Annotated in this window: 16 protein-coding genes; 10 read left to right on the top strand and 6 right to left on the bottom strand. The window is 59.6% G+C overall.

Annotated elements, in window-relative coordinates; translation table 11 throughout:
- Positions 1–4 precede the first annotated feature (4 nt).
- Together pyrC and rnt are read left to right on the top strand one after the other, a co-directional pair.
- The gene (gene pyrC / locus WIN67_RS24105; protein ID WP_110651376.1) at positions 5–1,051 is read left to right on the top strand and encodes a dihydroorotase; all 1,047 of its coding nucleotides are present in this window, start codon (positions 5–7) and stop codon (positions 1,049–1,051) included.
- Positions 1,048–1,719: a ribonuclease T gene (gene rnt, locus WIN67_RS24110; protein ID WP_102860482.1), complete on the top strand. Its 672-nt coding sequence runs from the start codon at positions 1,048–1,050 to the stop codon at positions 1,717–1,719. The genes pyrC and rnt overlap by 4 nt, the downstream gene beginning before the upstream one ends.
- A 77-nt stretch (positions 1,720–1,796) precedes the next feature.
- Here rnt and WIN67_RS24115 read toward each other — a convergent pair whose 3' ends face one another.
- On the bottom strand, positions 1,797–2,399 hold the full coding sequence (locus WIN67_RS24115) for a peroxiredoxin (protein ID WP_007922432.1): 603 nt from the start codon (positions 2,397–2,399) through the stop codon (positions 1,797–1,799).
- A gap of 322 nt (positions 2,400–2,721) precedes the next feature.
- Here WIN67_RS24115 and WIN67_RS24120 point away from each other — a divergent pair, with 322 nt between their 5' ends.
- Together WIN67_RS24120 and bfr are read left to right on the top strand one after the other, a co-directional pair.
- On the top strand, positions 2,722–2,940 hold the full coding sequence (locus tag WIN67_RS24120) for a bacterioferritin-associated ferredoxin (protein ID WP_102860481.1): 219 nt from the start codon (positions 2,722–2,724) through the stop codon (positions 2,938–2,940).
- Between the two features lie 212 nt (positions 2,941–3,152).
- On the top strand, positions 3,153–3,626 hold the full coding sequence (gene bfr, locus WIN67_RS24125; protein WP_025129649.1) for a bacterioferritin: 474 nt from the start codon (positions 3,153–3,155) through the stop codon (positions 3,624–3,626).
- An 81-nt stretch (positions 3,627–3,707) separates the two neighbouring features.
- Here bfr and grxD read toward each other — a convergent pair whose 3' ends face one another.
- The 3 genes from grxD to WIN67_RS24140 form a co-directional block, all read right to left on the bottom strand.
- Positions 3,708–4,046, bottom strand: a complete 339-nt coding sequence (gene grxD, locus WIN67_RS24130) for a Grx4 family monothiol glutaredoxin (RefSeq protein WP_075121425.1) — start codon at positions 4,044–4,046, stop codon at positions 3,708–3,710.
- Between the two features lie 96 nt (positions 4,047–4,142).
- Positions 4,143–6,251: a molybdopterin oxidoreductase family protein gene (locus tag WIN67_RS24135; RefSeq protein ID WP_339070124.1), complete on the bottom strand. Its 2,109-nt coding sequence runs from the start codon at positions 6,249–6,251 to the stop codon at positions 4,143–4,145.
- A gap of 135 nt (positions 6,252–6,386) precedes the next feature.
- Positions 6,387–6,536, bottom strand: coding sequence for a hypothetical protein (locus tag WIN67_RS24140; protein WP_339070125.1), 150 nt, complete (start codon positions 6,534–6,536; stop codon positions 6,387–6,389).
- A 409-nt stretch (positions 6,537–6,945) separates the two neighbouring features.
- Between WIN67_RS24140 and argF the strand changes: the two genes are divergently transcribed.
- A complete protein-coding gene (gene argF, locus WIN67_RS24145) occupies positions 6,946–7,866 on the top strand; it encodes an ornithine carbamoyltransferase (protein ID WP_339070126.1) in 921 nt (306 codons plus the stop codon).
- Positions 7,863–8,972 carry an ABC transporter ATP-binding protein gene (locus tag WIN67_RS24150; protein ID WP_102880750.1) on the top strand — a complete coding sequence of 370 codons (1,110 nt, stop codon included), beginning with the start codon at positions 7,863–7,865 and terminating at the stop codon, positions 8,970–8,972. Before argF ends, WIN67_RS24150 begins: the two co-directional genes overlap by 4 nt.
- An 82-nt stretch (positions 8,973–9,054) precedes the next feature.
- On the opposite strand, the gene WIN67_RS24155 is transcribed toward WIN67_RS24150, so the two are convergent.
- Positions 9,055–9,849, bottom strand: a complete 795-nt coding sequence (locus tag WIN67_RS24155) for a PhzF family phenazine biosynthesis protein (RefSeq protein ID WP_339070127.1) — start codon at positions 9,847–9,849, stop codon at positions 9,055–9,057.
- 120 nt (positions 9,850–9,969) lie between these two features.
- Entirely contained in the window at positions 9,970–10,440 is a 471-nt protein-coding gene (gene ybaK / locus WIN67_RS24160; protein ID WP_102860476.1) for a Cys-tRNA(Pro) deacylase, read from the bottom strand.
- A gap of 370 nt (positions 10,441–10,810) precedes the next feature.
- Here ybaK and WIN67_RS24165 point away from each other — a divergent pair, with 370 nt between their 5' ends.
- The 4 genes from WIN67_RS24165 (at position 10,811) to glpD (ending at position 15,909) form a co-directional block, all read left to right on the top strand.
- Positions 10,811–11,659, top strand: a complete 849-nt coding sequence (locus tag WIN67_RS24165) for an MIP/aquaporin family protein (RefSeq protein WP_102860475.1) — start codon at positions 10,811–10,813, stop codon at positions 11,657–11,659.
- A gap of 76 nt (positions 11,660–11,735) precedes the next feature.
- Positions 11,736–13,241, top strand: a complete 1,506-nt coding sequence (gene glpK, locus WIN67_RS24170) for a glycerol kinase GlpK (protein ID WP_339070128.1) — start codon at positions 11,736–11,738, stop codon at positions 13,239–13,241.
- Between the two features lie 95 nt (positions 13,242–13,336).
- A complete protein-coding gene (locus tag WIN67_RS24175; RefSeq protein ID WP_011063123.1) occupies positions 13,337–14,092 on the top strand; it encodes a DeoR/GlpR family transcriptional regulator in 756 nt (251 codons plus the stop codon).
- A 278-nt stretch (positions 14,093–14,370) separates the two neighbouring features.
- Positions 14,371–15,909 (top strand): glycerol-3-phosphate dehydrogenase, encoded by a 1,539-nt coding sequence (glpD, locus tag WIN67_RS24180; protein WP_339070129.1) that lies wholly within the window; start codon positions 14,371–14,373, stop codon positions 15,907–15,909.
- The last annotated feature ends 263 nt before the right edge of the window (positions 15,910–16,172 follow it).

Below are 16,172 nucleotides of genomic sequence, written 5' to 3' on the forward strand. Positions count from 1 at the left end.
TCCAATGTCCGACCGCCTGACCCTGCTGCGTCCCGACGACTGGCATATTCATCTTCGCGATGGTGCCGTGTTGCCCAATACAGTCGCAGATGTCGCGCGCACCTTTGGCCGCGCCATCATCATGCCCAACCTGGTACCTCCGGTGCGCAACGCCGCGGAAGCCGACGCCTATCGCCAGCGTATTCTAGCTGCGCGCCCGGCCGGCAGCCGCTTCGAGCCGCTGATGGTGCTCTACCTGACCGACCGCACCCAGCCGGACGAGATCCGCGCAGCCAAGGCCAGCGGTTTCGTGCACGCCGCCAAGCTGTACCCGGCCGGCGCGACCACCAACTCGGACTCGGGCGTGACCAGCATCGACAAGATCTTCCCGGTGCTCGAAGCGATGGCCGAAGTTGGCCTGCCGCTGCTGATTCACGGTGAAGTGACCCGCGGCGACGTCGACGTCTTCGACCGCGAGAAAATCTTCATCGACGAGCATATGCGTCGCGTGGTCGAGCGCTTCCCCAGTCTGAAAGTGGTGTTCGAACACATCACCACCGGTGAAGCCGTGCAGTTCGTCAAGGAGGCTTCGGCCAACGTCGGCGCAACCATCACCGCGCACCACCTGCTGTACAACCGCAACCACATGCTGGTGGGCGGTATTCGCCCGCACTTCTATTGCCTGCCGATTCTCAAGCGCAACACCCACCAGGAAGCTCTGCTGGATGCGGCCACCAGTGGCAGCGAGAAGTTCTTCCTCGGCACCGACTCGGCGCCTCATGCCCAGCACGCCAAGGAAGCCGCTTGCGGTTGCGCCGGCTGCTACAGCGCCTATGCCGCGATCGAGCTGTATGCTGAAGCGTTCGAACAGCGCAATGCCCTGGACAAACTGGAAGCCTTTGCCAGCCTCAACGGCCCGCGCTTCTACGGCCTGCCGACCAACACCGATCGCATCACCCTGGTTCGTGAAGAATGGACCGCCCCCGCCAGCCTGCCGTTCGGTGAGCTGACTGTCATTCCGCTGCGCGCCGGTGAAAAACTGCGCTGGCGCCTGCTGGAGGATCACTCGTGAGTGACGACCATTTCGACGACGAACAAGAAGGTAACGGCGGCGGCCCTCGACACCCGATGGCAGCTCGTTTTCGCGGTTACCTGCCGGTAGTCGTCGACGTTGAAACCGGCGGCTTCAACTCGGCCACCGACGCCCTGCTGGAGATTGCCGCCACCACTATCGGCATGGATGAAAAAGGCTTCGTGTTCCCGGAACACACCTATTTCTTCCGGGTCGAGCCTTTTGAAGGCGCGAACATCGAAGCCGCGGCCCTGGAGTTCACCGGGATCAAGCTCGACCACCCGCTGCGCATGGCCGTCAGCGAGGAAACTGCACTGACCGATATTTTCCGTGGGGTGCGCAAGGCGCTGAAAGCCAATGGTTGCAAACGCGCCATCCTGGTGGGCCACAACAGCAGTTTCGACCTGGGCTTCCTCAACGCCGCTGTGGCGCGCCTGGATATGAAGCGCAATCCGTTCCACCCGTTCTCCAGCTTCGACACCGCCACCCTGGCTGGCCTGGCTTATGGACAGACCGTTTTGGCCAAGGCCTGTCAGAGCGCGGATATCGACTTCGACGGTCGCGAGGCTCACTCGGCCCGCTACGACACCGAGAAGACTGCCGAGCTGTTCTGCGGCATCGTCAACCGCTGGAAACAAATGGGCGGCTGGCAGGATTTCGACGACTGATCAATTCTTCGTCGGGTTGAATTGCCTGCATAAAAAAACCGGCCCTGAGGCCGGTTTTTTTATGCGTGACGCCTGGCTTACAGCTTGCCAGCGTTCTCGCTCAGGTAAGCAGCAACGCCTTCTGGCGAAGCGGTCATGCCTTTGTCACCTTTTTTCCAGTTGGCAGGGCAGACTTCGCCGTGCTCTTCGTGGAATTGCAGAGCGTCAACCAGACGGATCAGCTCTTCCATGTTACGGCCCAGTGGCAGGTCGTTGACGATCTGCGAACGAACAACGCCTTTGTCGTCGATCAGGAACGCGCCACGGAAAGCCACGCCGCCTTCGGACTCAACGTCGTAGGCCTTGGCGATGTCGTGCTTCATGTCAGCCGCCATGATGTATTGAACCTGACCGATGCCACCGGCATTGATCGGGGTGTTACGCCAGGCGTTGTGGGTGAAGTGCGAGTCGATCGAAACAGCGATCACTTCCACGTTACGTGCCTTGAAGTCAGCCATGCGGTGGTCCAGGGCGATCAGCTCGGACGGGCAAACGAAGGTGAAGTCCAGTGGATAGAAGAACACCAGGCCGTATTTGCCTTTGATGGCCGAGGACAGGGTGAAGCTGTCAACGATTTCGCCATTGCCGAGAACGGCCGGTACGGTGAAGTCAGGGGCTTGTTTGCCTACGAGTACGCTCATTGGATATCTCCTGGTGTGGACGTAGTAATGAAGAAGGGGATTGGCCTTGAGTCTGCCACGCGGATGCGACAGCTCCGTGACCTGACCCCGCTTCGCAAGGACCGGCCATCATACACCGCGTCTTTGAGCTGTCCTTAACGGTTTTTCATCAGCCCGGCTCACAAGGCGAAAAATGCGAATCATCTGTCACTATCGCGAACAAAACCGTTCGTCACCCTGGTAGGAAACTGCAACAAAGGTCGCCGAAACCACTTTGACAATCATTCTCGTTAACATTAAGATCCATCGCAATTGAGCCCTAACCAGCGACGGTTCTCATCCTATGTATGTCTGCCTCTGCACCGGTGTCACCGACGGACAAATTCGCGAAGCCATCTATGAAGGTTGCTGCAGCTACCGCGATGTGCGTCAGGCAACCGGCGTCGCCAGCCAATGTGGTAAATGCGCATGCCTGGCCAAGCAAGTGGTCCGCGAGACCCTGACCGAACTGCAGAGCAGCCAGGCAGCAATTCCCTATCCAGTAGAATTTAATGTCGCCTGATTTCTCGGATAAATAGCACTGTTTTAAACAACCGGACCTAGCGTCCGGTTTTTTTATGCCTGTAATTCAATCGCTTAGGGTCAAAACGCGGAACACAAACATTCTTATTCCGATTAATTTTCATATATTATTCAATAACTTAGGTTTGACAGTAATGTTTGCGCGGCTCAGACTCTGTCCTTATTCCACTAATTAAAGGGCAGGACCCCATCATGAAAGGCGACATTACAGTCATCCAGCATCTCAATAAAATCCTTGCCAATGAACTGGTCGCGATCAATCAGTACTTCTTGCATGCACGCATGTATGAAGATTGGGGCCTGAACAAGCTGGGCAAGCACGAGTACCACGAGTCCATCGACGAGATGAAGCATGCGGACAAGCTAATCAAGCGCATTCTCTTCCTCGAAGGCCTGCCGAACGTTCAGGACCTGGGCAAGCTGCACATCGGCGAACACACCAAGGAAATGCTCGAGTGCGACCTGCGTATCGAACGCACCGGCCATGCAGACCTCAAGGCAGCCATCGCCCATTGTGAGTCGGTGAGCGACTTCGGCAGCCGTGAACTGCTGGAAGATATTCTTGAATCCGAAGAAGAACACATCGACTGGCTGGAAACCCAATTGGGCCTGATCGATAAAGTCGGCATCGAGAACTATCTGCAATCGCAAATGGGTGACGAGTAACTTAACTCGTAATACTCACGCAATAAAAAGCCCCGCCCTCGAAAGAGAGGCGGGGCTTTTTATTACGCGGATATATTCGCGTCAGGCTTCAGTCTTGGCCGCGGCTTTTTCGGCTGCGTCCTTGATCAGAGTCTGCAATTCACCGTTGGCAAACATCTCAGCCATGATGTCGCTACCACCGACCAGCTCACCTGCCACCCACAGCTGTGGGAAGGTCGGCCAGTTGGCGTACTTAGGCAGGTTGGCGCGAATTTCCGGGTTCTGCAGGATGTCCACATAAGCGAACTTCTCACCACAGCCCATTACGGCCTGGGCGGCTTTCGCGGAGAAGCCACACTGCGGGGCATTCGGCGAGCCTTTCATGTAAAGCAGAATGGTGTTGTTGGCAATCTGCTCTTTAATAGTTTCGATGATATCCATGGAACACCTCGGCTGAACTTTCCGACGCTGTTGTCGGCACGGTGGCGCATTGTAACGGAAACCTGAGCGCCCTGCTCGGCCTCTCCGACAGACATCTCAGGCCGCTTCCACCTTGACTGGCACCCCGTTCAACGCCGCATTCCCAGACAACGCATCAAGCTGACGCTCATCGGTCAGGTCATTGGCGCTGCAACCGGGCTGCGCCATGGCAATGCTCAGTTGCACCCCTGGGCGCCCGTGCCCCCAACCATGAGGCAAGCTCACCACCCCCGGCATCATTTCAGTGCTGGCCAGCACCTCTACCTCCACCGCACCAACCCGAGAGCTGATTCGCACCCGCTGACCGTCATTCAGCCCGCGGCTGGCCAGGTCATCCGGGTGCATCAGCAACTGGTGACGGGGCTTGCCCTTCACCAGGCGGTGATAGTTGTGCATCCACGAGTTGTTACTGCGTACATGGCGACGGCCAATCAGCAGCAACTCATCCAACGGCGGCACGCTCAAGGCGGCAAATCGCGCCAGATCCGCCATGATCGGCGCTGGCGCCGCCTGAATCCGCCGATTCTCGGTTTTCAAGCGTGCCGCCAGATTCGGCTGCAGCGCCCCCAGATCAATACCGTGGGGATACTGGTCCAGTGTTGCCAAGGACAGTTTGAGCGGCGATGCATCGCCGTAGGCACCGGCTCGCAAACCCATGTCAATCATCTGCGCAGGGGGGATGGTCGGCTTCAGCGGTTGTTCGGTTTTCGCGGCAAACGCTTTGGCCAGGCCGACAAAGATCTCCCAGTCGTGCAGCGCACCCGCAGGCTTGGGCAGGATCGCCCGGTTGAAGCGACTGACATTGCGTACTGCAAGGAGATTGAACGTGGTGTCGTAGTGATCGTTCTCCAGAGCCGAGGTGGACGGCAGGATCAAGTCGGCATAACGGGTCGTTTCATTGATGTACAAGTCGATGCTGAGCATGAACTCCAACCCGTCCAGTGCCTGCTCCAACTGCCGGCCATTGGGTGTGGACAACACCGGGTTGCCTGCCACGGTGATCAATGCCCGAACCTGTCCCTCGCCCTCAGTGAGCATCTCTTCGGCCAGGGCCGATACAGGCAGCTCGCCGCCATACTCCGGAAGCCCGGAAACCCGACTCTGCCAAAGGTTGAAATGCCCCCCCGAAGTCGCCGCTACCAGATCCACCGCCGGCTCGGTACACAGGGCCCCACCTACCCGGTCAAGGTTGCCGGTGATCAGATTGAGCAGTTGCAGCAACCAATGGCACAACGTACCGAAGGCTTGGGTCGAAACCCCCATGCGTCCATAACAGACCGCTCGCTCCGCCGAGGCGAACTCCCGGGCCAACTGCCGAATCTGCGGCGCCGCAATCGCACACAGCGGGCTCATGGCCTCTGCGGTGAAGCGGGAAATCGCCTGGCGCACCTCTGCCAATCCATCGACTTGCAGATGACTGTCGCGAATCAGCCCTTCCTCAAAAATCGTGTTCAACAGGCCAAACAGCAAGGCCACATCTCCTCCAGGACGGATGAACAGATGCTGATCGGCCATGGCCGCCGTTTCACTGCGCCGAGGATCGACCACCACCACCTTGCCACCACGAGCCTGGATTGCCCTCAAACGCTTTTCCACGTCCGGCACCGTCATGATGCTGCCGTTGGACGCCAAGGGATTGCCGCCGAGGATCAGCATGAAGTCGGTGTGGTCGATGTCCGGAATCGGCAGCAGCAGACCGTGGCCATACATCAGGTAGCTGGTCAGGTGCTGGGGCAACTGGTCGACCGACGTGGCCGAGAAACGGTTACGGGTCTTGAGCTGGCCAAGGAAGTAGTTGCTGTGAGTCATCAGCCCGTAGTTGTGAACGCTGGGGTTGCCCTGATAGACCGCCACCGCATTATTGCCATGACGCTGCTGGATGCTCGCCAGCCTCTCGGCTACCAGGGCGAAAGCCTCGTCCCACTCGATCGGCTGCCATTCATTGCCCACGCGCCGCACCGGCTGACGCAGGCGATCGGGGTCATTCTGAATATCCTGCAGGGCCACAGCCTTGGGGCAGATGTGGCCGCGACTGAAGCCGTCCTGAGCGTCCCCCTTGATCGAGGTAATGCGCGGAGCGCCACCCTCTTCCTCGGTGACTTCCAGGGTCAGGCCGCAGATCGCTTCGCACAAGTGGCAGGCACGGTGATGGAGAGTCTTGGTCATGGCCAGTCTCTATTGTTTGAAGGCAACCCATAGGGGGCCGCTGGAAGCAAAAACTATGGCGGCTGACCGCTGCTGACACCAGCGACGTTCGCCCCATGAATTCAGGGCCATCAGCCCCAGCCATGATCAGTGCTGTCAGTTCGGCGCCAAGCGCGGCAGGCCATCGGCAGCAATTGAGCAGCAATTCAAAAAAAGGACTGTCACTGAGGCGGTCATGTCAGTGAGTGTCCGGGCCATCTCCTCCCCCAAAAGCGCCATCAGTTGCTGCTCCTTGGATTTCATCACGCATCTATCCCGGCCGCAGATTCGCCTTGGTAACCGCAGTACTTTGCATTAGGAAATGTTTCAGACTGACACTCCCTGGCATGCCCATGGCAGCGACATCGGCCCACAGGTCAGAAAACGACTGCAAGCGAACAGCCGGCGCCCCGCTGGATTGCCAAGGCGCGCCAGGGCAGTGTACAAATGCTCGGCTGCTGTCTGGAAACTGGTCTCAAAAGCGTCAGCGCAATCGCGTCCTGACCTCTCTTGCCCGTAATCGCCGTAGCACTATTGGTAAGACGCGACATTTAATTATAAGATCGCGCCTTCCCCTATTTCGTCGCCCCGTGCGGCTTTCGCCGCAGGTCCAGCCCGTTGTTCGATTAAACAAGGCTTTGAGAATCTGCGGTCCGTTGCAAAAAGGTAGTTAATGATGAGCGCAAGGCACTTTCTCTCCCTGATGGATTGCACGCCCGAAGAGCTGGTCAGTGTGATTCGTCGAGGCATCGAGCTGAAGGACCTGCGTAACCGCGGCGTACTCTTCGAGCCCTTGAAAAATCGTGTGCTCGGCATGATTTTCGAGAAGTCGTCGACCCGTACCCGACTGTCTTTCGAAGCCGGCATGATCCAACTGGGCGGCCAGGCCATCTTCCTTTCGCCACGGGATACCCAACTGGGACGCGGCGAGCCCATCGGCGACTGCGCCATCGTCATGTCGCGCATGCTCGACGCAGTGATGATCCGTACCTTTGCCCATAGCACCCTGACCGAATTTGCGGCCAACTCCCGGGTACCGGTGATCAACGGCCTGTCCGATGACCTGCACCCCTGCCAACTGTTGGCGGACATGCAGACTTTCCTTGAACATCGCGGTTCGATCCAAGGCAAGACCGTGGCCTGGATCGGCGATGGCAACAACATGTGCAACAGCTATATAGAAGCGGCCATGCAGTTCGATTTCCAACTGCGCGTCGCTTGCCCTGAAGGCTACGAACCCAACCCGGAGTTTGTCGCTCTGGCCGGCGATCGCGTGACCATCGTCCGCGATCCTCGCGAAGCGGTAACCGGCGCCCACCTGGTGAGCACCGACGTCTGGACCTCCATGGGCCAGGAAGAGGAAACCGCCAAGCGCCTCAAGCTGTTCGCGCCATTCCAGGTAAACCGCGCCCTGATCGACCTGGCCGCGCCGGACGTACTGTTCATGCATTGCCTGCCCGCCCACCGCGGCGAGGAAATCAGCCTCGACCTGCTGGACGACCCACGTTCGGTGGCCTGGGACCAGGCGGAAAACCGTCTCCATGCGCAAAAGGCCCTGCTCGAGTTTCTTGTCGAACCGGCGTACCACCACGCATGAGCCAGCCATTACTGCTGAACCTGCGCAATCTGGCATGCGGCTATCAGGACCAACGGGTGGTGCAGAACCTCAATCTGCACCTCAATGCCGGTGATATCGGTTGCCTGCTGGGTTCATCCGGCTGCGGCAAGACCACCACCCTGCGGGCCATCGCCGGATTCGAGCCCGTACACGAGGGCGAGATCCAGTTGGCCGGCGAAACCATCTCCAGCGCCGGCTTCACCCTGGCGCCGGAGAAACGCCGGATCGGCATGGTGTTCCAGGACTACGCCCTGTTCCCACATCTGTGTGTGGCGGACAACATTGCCTTCGGCATTCGCAAGCACCCACAGAAAGACCGTGTGGTCGCTGAATTGCTGGAACTGGTCAACCTGAAGAACCTCGGTCAGCGCTTCCCCCACGAACTGTCTGGCGGCCAACAACAACGGGTGGCTCTGGCCCGCGCCCTGGCGCCGGAACCCCAACTGCTGTTGCTGGACGAGCCCTTCTCCAATCTCGATGGTGAATTGCGCCGCAAGCTCAGCCATGAGGTGCGTGACATCCTCAAGGCTCGGGGTACCAGTGCCATCCTGGTCACCCACGACCAGGAAGAAGCCTTTGCCGTGAGCGATCAGGTCGGGGTGTTCAAGGAAGGCCGCCTGGAGCAGTGGGATACCCCCTACAACCTCTATCACGAACCGCAGACGCCCTTTGTCGCCAGTTTCATTGGCCAGGGCTACTTCATTCGTGGCCAGTTGAGCAGCCCGGAATCGGTGCAGACCGAACTGGGTGTGCTGCAGGGCAACCGGGCCTACACCTGGCCGTCCGGTGGAGCGGTGGACGTACTGCTGCGCCCCGACGATATCGTTTATGCGCCGGACAGCACTCTGAAAGCGCGGATCGTCGGCAAGACCTTTCTCGGTGCCTCGACCCTGTATCGCCTGCAACTGCCGACTGGCAGCCTGCTGGAGTCGATCTTCCCCAGCCATGCCGATCATCAGGTTGGAGCGGACGTGGGGATTCGGGTCGCCGCAGAACACCTGGTGCTGTTCCAAGCCTCGGGCAGCACCGCCGCGCAGATTCCACACAGTGAATCAGGGGTACGCCGCTACAGCAGCGCGCACTGATAACGCTTCCCCTGGCCAACCGGCCCCTACAAGATCGCAACGAACTGTAGGAGCCGGCTTGACGGCGAAACACCCGGCACAGTCATTCCAGGTGCAAATGTCCGCTGGCAATCAGCCGCGCATGGCCACCGATCTTCACCCGCTCTCCCTCCAACCGACAGAACAAGGCTCCACCTCGCGCCGAACACTGATAAGCGCTCAACTGCTGTTTATCCAATTGCCGTGCCCAGTAAGGCGTCAGGCAGCAATGGGTCGAACCGGTCACCGGGTCCTCGTCGATGCCAATGCCCGGGGCAAAATACCGCGAGACAAAGTCATGCCGGTCTCCACGCGCCGTAACAATCACTCCAGGCCAGGGCAGCTTCGCCAACGCTGCCATATCCGGCTGGCAATCGCGTACCGCCTGCTCCGACTCCAGCACCGCCAACAGCTCATTGGCGCCCAGCAGCTCGATGACTCGGGCACCCAGTATCTGCGCCACGTCTTCCAGCCCAGCCTGGCTGCTGGGGCTGCGCAAAGGGAAATCAAGCCATAGCAGCCCGTCTTCGCGGGTGACACTCAAGGGCCCGGAACGGCTCTGAAAATCGATGCGTTGCGTCGGCTCGTCGTAGACCTCGAACAACACATAAGCACTGGCCAGGGTGGCATGCCCGCACAGGGGTACTTCAGTGGTCGGAGTAAGCCAGCGGATTCGCCAGCCTTGCGCCTCGCGCACCACAAAAGCGGTTTCCGCCAGGTTGTGCTCGGCGGCGATCTGCTGCATCAGCGCCTCGTCAAGCCACGCATCAAGCCACGCATCAAGCCGGTAAACCATGGCCGGATTGCCGGCGAAGGGGCGATCACTGAAGGCATCGATCTGCTGGAACTCAAGCGGCATAACTGTGCTCCTTGGATAGTCGGCCGCCAGCATGAGGCCCGGAACAAGGAACCCGACAGACACAGAAGGGAAGATTTTCCGGCATACAGCAGCCGCCCGGGCCGCTGCCGACGCCTGGGCTCAAGAGCGACCGATGTCGGCGAACTTCGCCTGGGTGTGCTCGGCCAGCACGGCCGCCGCCAACTCCACCTCCAGGCCACGGCGACCGGCACTGACGAAAATACTGGCCAACGGCTGGGCACTGTTGTCGATAAAGGTCCGCAGTCGTTTTTTCTGCCCCAGCGGACTGATGCCCCCCAGCAGATAACCGGTGGCACGTTGGGCAGCGGCCGGATCAGCCATCTCAGCCTTCTTCACCCCCGCAGCATGGGCCAGGGCCTTCAGATCAAGACTTCCGACGACCGGCACCACCGCCACCAGCAATTCGCCCTTTTCACTGCTGGCCAGCAGGGTCTTGAACACTTGCGCCGGATCGAGATTCAGCTTCTCCGCCGCCTCCAGGCCGTAGGACGCTGCCTTGGGGTCATGTTCGTAACTGTGGATGCGATGTTCGGCGCGAACTTTTTTCAGCAGGTCCAGTGCAGGGGTCATGGCAGCTCCAAGGGGGACGAAAAGGCAAAACCGAGCGGGCGAATTTTAGGCCATTCATCAGCAAAAGGCTCTATTCCAAGCCTTGATAACGCCCCATGAGAGCTGCCAGCACAACGTTCTCTGTCACTCCCGAGACTGCCACCCAGGATCATTCATCTGATTGATATCTATAAAATGACCAATCGTTCACTTTCGACCTTTGACAGCGGTGTTTCTTGTCTATATTTTTTCGTTTCTGAATATCCTGCGGTAGATCCAAGGTTGCACCCAGTAGCAAGACGAGGCCGGAATGGGGATTCCGTCTTCGTTGGAAGTCGCGCTCCATGCCTTTTGCAGCAGCGCCAGACAACAACAAAAATCGAGGTTCACAATGACAACTGCTCTGCAACAACCGTCGCTATCGGGCCAATGCATGGCCGAGTTCCTGGGTACTGCGCTATTGATCTTCTTCGGCACCGGCTGTGTCGCCGCGCTCAAGGTCGCGGGCGCCAGCTTCGGTCTGTGGGAAATCAGCATCATCTGGGGGATCGGCGTGAGCATGGCGATCTACCTGACTGCCGGGGTCTCCGGCGCGCACCTGAATCCGGCCGTGAGTATCGCTCTGTGGCTGTTCGCCGACTTTGATAAACGCAAACTGCCGTTCTATATCCTGGCCCAGGTCGCCGGCGCCTTCTGCGCGGCGCTGTTGGTTTACACGCTGTACAGCAACCTTTTCTTCGATTTCGAACAATCCCACCAAATGATCCGTGGCTCCCAGGCCAGCCTGGAACTGGCCTCGGTGTTCTCCACCTTCCCCAACCCGGCACTGTCCACTGCCCAGGCGTTCCTGGTGGAAGTGGTGATCACAGCGATTCTCATGGGCGTGATCATGTCCCTGACAGATGATAACAACGGCCTGCCTCGCGGCCCGATGGCGCCGCTGCTGATCGGCCTGCTGATTGCCGTGATCGGCAGCGCAATGGGTCCCCTGACCGGCTTCGCCATGAACCCGGCACGGGACTTCGGCCCTAAACTGATGACGTTCATGACTGGCTGGGGTGAAATCTCCTTCACCGGCGGCCGTGACATTCCGTATTTCCTGGTACCGATCTTTGCCCCGATTCTGGGGGCCTGCCTCGGTGCTGCGGCCTATCGCGGGCTGATTGCCCGGCATCTGCCCAGCGCTGTTGCCGCCTCCGAGGCCGAACCGGCCATAGAGGGCAAAGTCAAAGTTTCTTGATTCTCGCGGCGCGTGATCCTGCCCAAATCGATCACGCGCCTGTTCTCACTCCCTTATTTCGTCCAAGGCAATCGACATGACCGACATTCAGAATAAGAACTACATCATTGCCCTTGATCAGGGTACGACCAGCTCCCGGGCGATCATTTTCGACCGCGATGCCAACGTGGTCTGCACTGCCCAGCGTGAATTCGCCCAGCATTACCCTCAGGCCGGCTGGGTCGAACATGACCCGATGGAAATCTTCGCCACCCAGAGCGCGGTGATGGTGGAGGCCCTGGCGCAGGCCGGCCTGCATCACGATCAGGTAGCGGCCATCGGCATCACCAACCAGCGTGAAACCACAGTGGTCTGGGACAAGACCACCGGCCGCCCGATCTACAACGCCATCGTCTGGCAGTGCCGCCGCAGCACCGAGATCTGCCAGCAGCTCAAGCGCGACGGCCTGGAAGACTACATCCGCGACACCACCGGCCTGGTCACCGACCCCTACTTCTCCGGCACCAAGCTCAAGTGGATCCTCGACAATGTCGAAGGCAGCCGTGAGCGCGCCCGTAGCGGCGAACTGCTGTTCGGCACCATCGACAGCTGGCTGATCTGGAAATTCACTGGCGGCAAGACCCACGTCACCGACTACACCAACGCCTCGCGCACCATGCTCTTCAACATCCACACTCTGGAGTGGGACGCGAAGATGCTGGAGGTGCTGGACATCCCGCGGGAGATGCTCCCGGAAGTGAAGTCCTCGTCGGAAATCTACGGCCGTACCAAGAGTGGCATCGCCATCGGCGGTATCGCTGGCGACCAGCAAGCCGCATTGTTTGGCCAGATGTGCGTCGAACCGGGCCAAGCCAAGAACACCTACGGTACGGGTTGCTTCTTGCTGATGAACACCGGCGACAAGGCGGTGAAGTCCCAGCACGGCATGCTCACCACCATCGCCTGTGGCCCCCGCGGCGAAGTGGCCTATGCCCTGGAAGGCGCCGTGTTCAACGGCGGCTCCACTGTGCAGTGGCTGCGTGATGAACTGAAAATCATCAACGACGCCCATGACACCGAATACTTCGCCGGCAAGGTCAAGGACAGCAACGGCGTGTACCTGGTACCCGCCTTTACCGGTCTGGGCGCTCCCTACTGGGACCCCTACGCCCGCGGCGCGCTGTTTGGCCTGACCCGTGGCGTACGCGTGGACCACATCATCCGCGCCGCCCTGGAGTCCATTGCCTATCAGACCCGCGATGTGCTCGACGCCATGCAGCAGGATTCCGGCGAACGCCTGAAAGCCCTGCGGGTTGACGGCGGCGCAGTGGCCAACAATTTCCTCATGCAGTTCCAGGCGGACATTCTCGGCACTCAGGTGGAGCGCCCGCAAATGCGCGAAACCACAGCCTTGGGCGCGGCCTACCTGGCGGGCCTGGCCTGCGGTTTCTGGGACAGCCTGGAAGAGCTGCGAGGCAAAGCGGTGATCGAGCGCGAGTTCGAACCACAGCTGGCGCAAGAGGAAAAAGAAGGCCTGTATGCAGGCTGGAAGAAAGCGGTGAGCCGCACCCGCGACTGGGAACCCCACGACGAGGCCAAATAAGCCAAGCCGTGGATTGGTAACCGCTTGTAACTGGTCGGGAGGGGATTCCTGCGGCATCATGGGCAAATTTTGCACGGCAGCCCAAAGGAAGCCCCATGAATCTGCCTCCCCGTCAGCAACAAATCCTCGATCTGGTCCGCGAACGCGGGTACGTCAGCATCGAGGAATTGGCCCAGCTGTTCGTTGTTACCCCGCAAACCATCCGCCGCGACATCAACCAGCTGGCGGAAGCCAATCTGCTGCGCCGCTATCACGGCGGCGCGGCCTATGATTCCAGCGTCGAAAACACCGCCTACGCCATGCGCGCCGATCAGATGCGCGACGAAAAGCAACGCATCGGTGAAGCCGTTGCCGCGCAGATCCCCGATCACGCCTCGTTGTTCATCAACATCGGCACCACCACCGAGTCCATCGCCCGCGCCCTGCTCAACCACAGCCACCTGAAGATCATCACCAACAACCTGCACGTGGCCTCGATGCTCAGCGCCAAGGACGATTTCGATGTGCTGCTCACTGGCGGCAATGTACGCCGTGACGGCGGCGTGGTCGGCCAGGCCAGCGTCGACTTCATCAATCAGTTCAAAGTGGATTTCGCCCTGGTGGGCATCAGCGGTATCGACGAAGACGGTAGCCTGCTGGACTTCGACTATCAGGAAGTACGGGTATCTCAGGCGATCATCGCCAACGCCCGACAAGTGATCCTCGCCGCCGACTCCAGCAAGTTCGGGCGCAATGCCATGATCCGCCTGGGTCCCATCAGCCTGATCGATTGCCTGGTCACCGACCAGCAACCGGTACCGGCCCTGACCCAACTGCTCAATCAGCACAAGATCCGCCTCGAAGTGGTCTGACCCCCTCCTCCCCTCCCGGATCCGGCTGTGTCCGAACGCCGCCCAGCAAGGGCTGCATCGTTTTCGGAATCGACACGGCCGATCACTCGCACACAGTCAAAGCCCGCGGCAGCGACTACAGTTACCCCTCGTTAATGTTCGTAAACTTTCCTTTCAGGGCATTTCGATCAGTTTTTTCAATCGAAACTTGCTGGATACGCCCTTCTTTATGCGCTAGTATTTTCGAAAATGAACATTAATGTTCGAATTCAAATATCAAAGCAACACGAGGCCTGTCGATGCCCACTTCTACCTTGCCCGCGCGCCCTCTCTCCGAGGTTTACGATATCGCCGTCATCGGCGGTGGGATCAATGGTGTTGGAATTGCCGCGGATGCGGCAGGTCGCGGCTTGTCCGTGTTCCTTTGCGAAAAAGACGATCTGGCCAGCCACACCTCGTCGGCCAGCAGCAAGCTGATCCACGGCGGCCTGCGCTACCTCGAACATTACGAGTTTCGCCTGGTGCGTGAAGCCCTGGCCGAACGTGAAGTGCTGCTGGCCAAGGCCCCGCACATCGTCAAGCCCATGCGTTTTGTCCTGCCGCACCGGCCGCACCTGCGCCCGGCCTGGATGATTCGTGCCGGCCTGTTCCTGTATGACCACCTGGGCAAGCGCGAAAAACTCGCCGGCTCGCGCAGCCTGAAGTTCGGCGCCGACAGCGCCCTGAAGGCCGAGATCACCAAAGGCTTCGAATACTCCGATTGCTGGGTCGACGATGCCCGCCTGGTGGTGCTCAATGCCATGGCCGCCCGCGAGCACGGCGCCCACGTGCATACCCAGACCCGTTGCGTCAGCGCCCGGCGCAGCAAGGGCCTGTGGCAGCTGGAACTGGAGCGTGCCGACGGCAGCCTGTTCTCCATCAGCGCCAAAGCCCTGGTGAACGCAGCCGGCCCCTGGGTCGCCAAGTTCATCAAGGATGATCTGAAGCTAGAATCGCCTTACGGCATCCGCCTGATCCAGGGCAGCCACCTGATCGTGCCCAAGCTTTACGAAGGCGAGCACGCACACATTCTGCAGAACGAAGACCAGCGTATCGTCTTCACCATTCCCTACCTCGATCAGTTCACCCTGATCGGCACCACCGACCGCGAATACACCGGTGATCCGGCCAAGGTGTCGATTACCGAAGCGGAAACCGATTACTTGCTGCAAGTGGTCAATGCGCACTTCAAGAAGCAACTGAGCCGCAGCGACATCCAGCACAGCTACTCCGGGGTTCGCCCACTGTGCAACGACGAATCCGACAACCCTTCGGCGGTGACTCGCGACTACACCCTGGCCCTTTCCGGCACTGGCGAGGAAGCTCCGCTGCTCTCGGTGTTCGGCGGCAAGCTGACCACCTATCGCAAGCTGGCGGAATCGGCCATGGCGCAACTGGCGCCTTACTTCAAGCAGGCCAAGCCCAGCTGGACTGCTACAGCCACCCTGCCCGGCGGCGAGAACATGAGCACGCCACAGGCCCTGGCAGAAGCCATCCGCAAGAAATTCGACTGGGTGCCCAGCCAGATCGCCCAGCGCTGGGCCAGCACCTATGGCAGCCGCACCTGGCGCCTGCTGGAGGGTGTACACAGCCTCAGCGACCTGGGCGAGCACCTGGGTGGCGGCCTCTATACTCGTGAAGTGGATTATCTGTGCGCGGAGGAATGGGCACTGAAAGCCCAGGACATCCTCTGGCGCCGGAGCAAACTCGGCCTGTTCACCACCGTGGCGCAACAGCAGCAACTGGAAGACTACTTGCAGAAGGTCGAGCACAACCGCGGCAAGATCAAGGCCGCCTGAGTAGCTCGGATAGACAAAGCCCCTGCGCCCTAAGGTTCAGGGGCTTTTTTGTGGGCGACGCATTGAACGTTTCGCCAGCACGCCGGCTCCTACAGGTGCCGGATGCGCATTCGGTTTTCCGAACGCCACACCGAAAATGATTCGGATAACCGGATAATCCGCAGCAAAAACCTTCGCAACAAATATTTAATAGCCTTTAAAATCAAGGTGTTGCCCATGAACAATGGGTCTGGCACGACTCATGCTCTACACTGTGCGACGAA

Origin of the sequence: Pseudomonas idahonensis (assembly GCF_037903935.1) — a bacterium.
In the GTDB taxonomy this organism is placed as follows: Bacteria; Pseudomonadota; Gammaproteobacteria; order Pseudomonadales; family Pseudomonadaceae; genus Aquipseudomonas; species Aquipseudomonas danubii.

Coding starts and splice junctions, on each gene's coding strand:
- glpD (WP_339070129.1), top strand. CDS start 14,371: ATGCCCACTTCTACCTTGCCCGCGCGCCCTCTCTCCGAGGTTTACGAT.
- argF (WP_339070126.1), top strand. CDS start 6,946: ATGAGCGCAAGGCACTTTCTCTCCCTGATGGATTGCACGCCCGAAGAG.
- WIN67_RS24135 (WP_339070124.1), bottom strand. CDS start 6,251: ATGACCAAGACTCTCCATCACCGTGCCTGCCACTTGTGCGAAGCGATC.
- WIN67_RS24175 (WP_011063123.1), top strand. CDS start 13,337: ATGAATCTGCCTCCCCGTCAGCAACAAATCCTCGATCTGGTCCGCGAA.
- WIN67_RS24120 (WP_102860481.1), top strand. CDS start 2,722: ATGTATGTCTGCCTCTGCACCGGTGTCACCGACGGACAAATTCGCGAA.
- WIN67_RS24150 (WP_102880750.1), top strand. CDS start 7,863: ATGAGCCAGCCATTACTGCTGAACCTGCGCAATCTGGCATGCGGCTAT.
- ybaK (WP_102860476.1), bottom strand. CDS start 10,440: ATGACCCCTGCACTGGACCTGCTGAAAAAAGTTCGCGCCGAACATCGC.
- grxD (WP_075121425.1), bottom strand. CDS start 4,046: ATGGATATCATCGAAACTATTAAAGAGCAGATTGCCAACAACACCATT.
- WIN67_RS24155 (WP_339070127.1), bottom strand. CDS start 9,849: ATGCCGCTTGAGTTCCAGCAGATCGATGCCTTCAGTGATCGCCCCTTC.
- bfr (WP_025129649.1), top strand. CDS start 3,153: ATGAAAGGCGACATTACAGTCATCCAGCATCTCAATAAAATCCTTGCC.
- WIN67_RS24165 (WP_102860475.1), top strand. CDS start 10,811: ATGACAACTGCTCTGCAACAACCGTCGCTATCGGGCCAATGCATGGCC.
- glpK (WP_339070128.1), top strand. CDS start 11,736: ATGACCGACATTCAGAATAAGAACTACATCATTGCCCTTGATCAGGGT.
- pyrC (WP_110651376.1), top strand. CDS start 5: ATGTCCGACCGCCTGACCCTGCTGCGTCCCGACGACTGGCATATTCAT.
- WIN67_RS24115 (WP_007922432.1), bottom strand. CDS start 2,399: ATGAGCGTACTCGTAGGCAAACAAGCCCCTGACTTCACCGTACCGGCC.